3 protein-coding genes are annotated in these 3,131 nt (G+C 66.9%); 2 read left to right on the plus strand and 1 reads right to left on the minus strand.

Annotated features, from left to right (window positions below; all coding sequences use genetic code 11):
- Together U9980_RS26305 and U9980_RS26310 are read left to right on the plus strand one after the other, a co-directional pair.
- Positions 1 to 1,552 (plus strand): MMPL family transporter (locus U9980_RS26305; protein ID WP_322770390.1); only part of this gene is annotated, 1,552 nt, incomplete at its 5' end.
- A gap of 96 nt (positions 1,553 to 1,648) precedes the next feature.
- Entirely contained in the window at positions 1,649 to 2,314 is a 666-nt protein-coding gene (locus tag U9980_RS26310; RefSeq protein WP_322770391.1) for a phosphate signaling complex PhoU family protein, read from the plus strand.
- Here the strand turns inward: U9980_RS26310 and U9980_RS26315 are convergent.
- Positions 2,311 to 3,131: carbamoyltransferase C-terminal domain-containing protein (locus U9980_RS26315; RefSeq protein WP_322770392.1), on the minus strand; the 821-nt coding region annotated here is incomplete at its 5' end. The two genes, U9980_RS26310 and U9980_RS26315, sit on opposite strands and share 4 nt — an antisense overlap.

A 3,131-nucleotide genomic window follows, 5' to 3' on the forward strand; every position in this document is an offset into this window, starting at 1 on the left:
GACGTATCTGCAGAACCTGGTCCCGCTGATCGGCCTGGGTATCGCTGTCGACTATTCGCTGCTCATCATCTATCGCTACCGGGAGGAGCTCCACAGCGGTAAGGCGACGCAGGACGCGATCGTCGCCACGATGGCGACAGCCGGCCGCGCGGTCGTGTTCAGCGGCACGGCGGTCGCCATCGGTCTCACGCTGATGCTGGCCATGCCCCTGCCGTTCATGCGTGGTTTCGGCATCGGCGGCCTGTTCATCCCGATTATTTCGGTCGCCTGCGCACTGACCCTGCTACCCGTCCTGCTGTACTTCCTGGCCGCGAAGCTCGATCGGGTGCGGCTCCTACCGCGCTCCATCACCGAGCGCCGAGAGGCGGAGGAGAACGTCTGGGCTCGTCTCGCATGGACGATCATGCGCCACCCGGCGGCCATCGCGGCGGGCAGCACGGCACTGCTCGTCGCGCTCGCGCTGCCAGTGCTGGCCCTCGAGCTCGGACCGGGCTCGAACAAGGGCATCCCGCGCACTCTCGAGAGTGTCCAGGGCCTTGACATCCTTTCCGATGCGGTCGGCGCGGGCGCCCTGGCGCCGACGACGGTCGTCATCGACTCCCACCGGCCAGGCGGGGCCGATGACGCCCAGGTGCAGGCCGGGCTGACGCGGCTCCAGCACAGTCTTCGTGCCGATTCGCAGGTCGCCGCGGTCATCTTCGACCCTGCCAGCACGCAGTTCGTCGACCCGTCCCGGCGTTACCTACAGCTACAGGTGATCGGGAAGAGTGAGTACGGGACGCCCGCGTCGCTCGATTTCGCCCACCGCCTGCGCCAGGACCTCGTCCCGGCGGCCGGGTTCCCCACCGGGGTCGCCGTCTACGCCGGCGGCGGCCCTCCGAGCGGGGTCGACTTCCTGCACCTCACCTATAGCGCCTTTCCCTGGCTGGTGCTCGGGGTGCTCGTCCTCACGTATTTCCTCCTGCTGCGGGCTTTCCGTTCGATCATCCTCCCGCTGAAAGCAATCGTCCTGAACCTGCTTTCGATCACTGCCGCCTACGGCCTGCTGGTGGTCTTCTTCAAGTGGGGCGTGGGTGGCGCGCTCGGGCTCATTTCCTTCGACCAGATCGAGGGCTGGATCCCGGTCTTCATCTTTGCGATGGTGTTCGGTCTGTCCATGGACTACGAGGTCTTCCTCGTGAGCCGGATGCGCGAGGAGTGGGACGCCGGCCGGGACAACGAGACCGCGGTGGCGCTCGGGTTGGCCAAGACCGGGCGCATTGTGACCGCGGCCGGCCTGGTCATGTTCGCCGCCTTCATGGGCTTCGTGGCCGGGTCGATCGTCGGTCTGCAGCAGTTCGGGTTCGGGCTCGGCGCGGCGATCATCATCGATGTGACCATTATCCGTGCACTGCTCGTTCCGAGCGCGATGGCACTGTTCGGGCGCTGGAACTGGTGGCTGCCGCACAATGTCGCGCGGGTCTTCCGGGTCAGGAACTCGCCGCTGGCACCCAGCGCACCCAGCGCACCCAGCGCACGCCCGGCGCCCGGTCCGAGCAGTGTCGGTGGCTGACGTCCACGTGGCGCATGCTCCCGACGGGCAGGGTCGCCAGGATGGCGCCACTATCGGATTATGGAGGTTCATCGGACTATGGAGGTTCATCGGATTATGGATGTTCCGGGACCGCACCGGTTTGACTACACCGCCGAGTTGGACCGGGTCCGGGTGGCACTCGGCGAGCTCGCCGCTGAGGCGAGTCGGATCGTCACAGCCGCCACCGTCGCTGTGGCCGGCCCCGATGCCGGCCGGGCTGATACCGCTGCGGTCCACGCCGCCCTGCAGAGCCTGCAGGTCCGCAGCCGGAAGCTGGACGACGAGCTCGTGGTGCTGCTTGCCTGTCAGAATCCGGTGGCCGGGGACCTACAACTTGTGGTCGCCTGTCTGCGGATAGCAACCGGGGTGGAACGGATGGGCGAGCTTGCCGATCACATCGCGGCCACCGCCGACCTCCGGCGGCCCGCCCCGGTGGTCCCGGCGCCGCTGCGTCCCACCATCACCCATCTCGGCCGGCTGTGCGGCGACCTGGCCGACCAGCTCGCCGCCGCGATCCGCAATGATGACCGGGAGGCGGCCCGGCAGGTGGAGGACGCCGACGACCAGATCGACCAGATCCACCGGCGGTTGTTGGCAACCCTGACCGATCCGGCGTGGCCACACGGGATTCAGAGCGCCGTGGACCTGACGTTGCTTTCCCGCTACTACGAACGGTTCGGCGACCAGGCCGTCACCGCGGCCCGCCGGCTCGCCGGCATCCACCCGGCGACAACACGCTAGGTGTGGGTCGAACCGACCTTGCTGCGCTGATACCAGCTGTCCCCGACGATAACGTCTGAGATGTTCTTCGCCTCGCAGTAGCCGATGAGCTCCGACATGCGGTTGATGAACCCGTGCCCGGAGAAGTTCAGTGAGGTGTTGCACAGGACGCCGTAGCCCGAAACAGCCCGAAATGATTCCAGCAGCCGGTACAGAGTGGGCTCGTCGCTGGATCGCACCGACTGGACCCTCGCCGTTCCGTCGACGTGGGTGACCGCTGGCAGAGCATCGGTCCGGACGCGGCTGAAGTACAGCATGTACGGGTCCTCGACCGGGTTGTCGAACCAGAGGCCCATGTCCTCGGCAATGCAGCAGGGCGCTATCGGTCGGTACCCTTCGCGCTTTTTGATCGTGTTGAGGAGGTCCTTCGCCCCGGCAGTCAGTGGAGATGCGAGTAACGACCGGTGCCCGAGCGCGCGCGGTCCGATCTCGTAGCGTCCCTGGACCCACGCGGCCACACCACCGTCCAGCAGCTGCCTGGCAAGTCGCTCGACGTGCAGCGGCTGGACCGACCAACGGGTGGGATCGGGTTCCCCGTCATGCACGAACGGGGCCCCCGCGTAGACATTCCACTCAAGACGGCACGGCTCACCAAAGTATGTCGCCGCGTCCATAGCGGTGCCGATAGCCGAACCGGAGTCATTGGCACAAGGTGGGACAAAGACGTCGGTGAAGAGGCCGGACTCACGCCAGCTTCTGTTCCACTCGCAGTTCAGGCCGCAGCCCCCGGATATCAACAGCGGCAGCCCGCGGGGGAGCCGGGATTCGGCCACCGAAC

Origin of the sequence: Protofrankia sp. Cr1 (genome assembly GCF_963555865.1) — a bacterium.
Classification (GTDB): domain Bacteria; phylum Actinomycetota; class Actinomycetes; order Frankiales; family Frankiaceae; genus Protofrankia.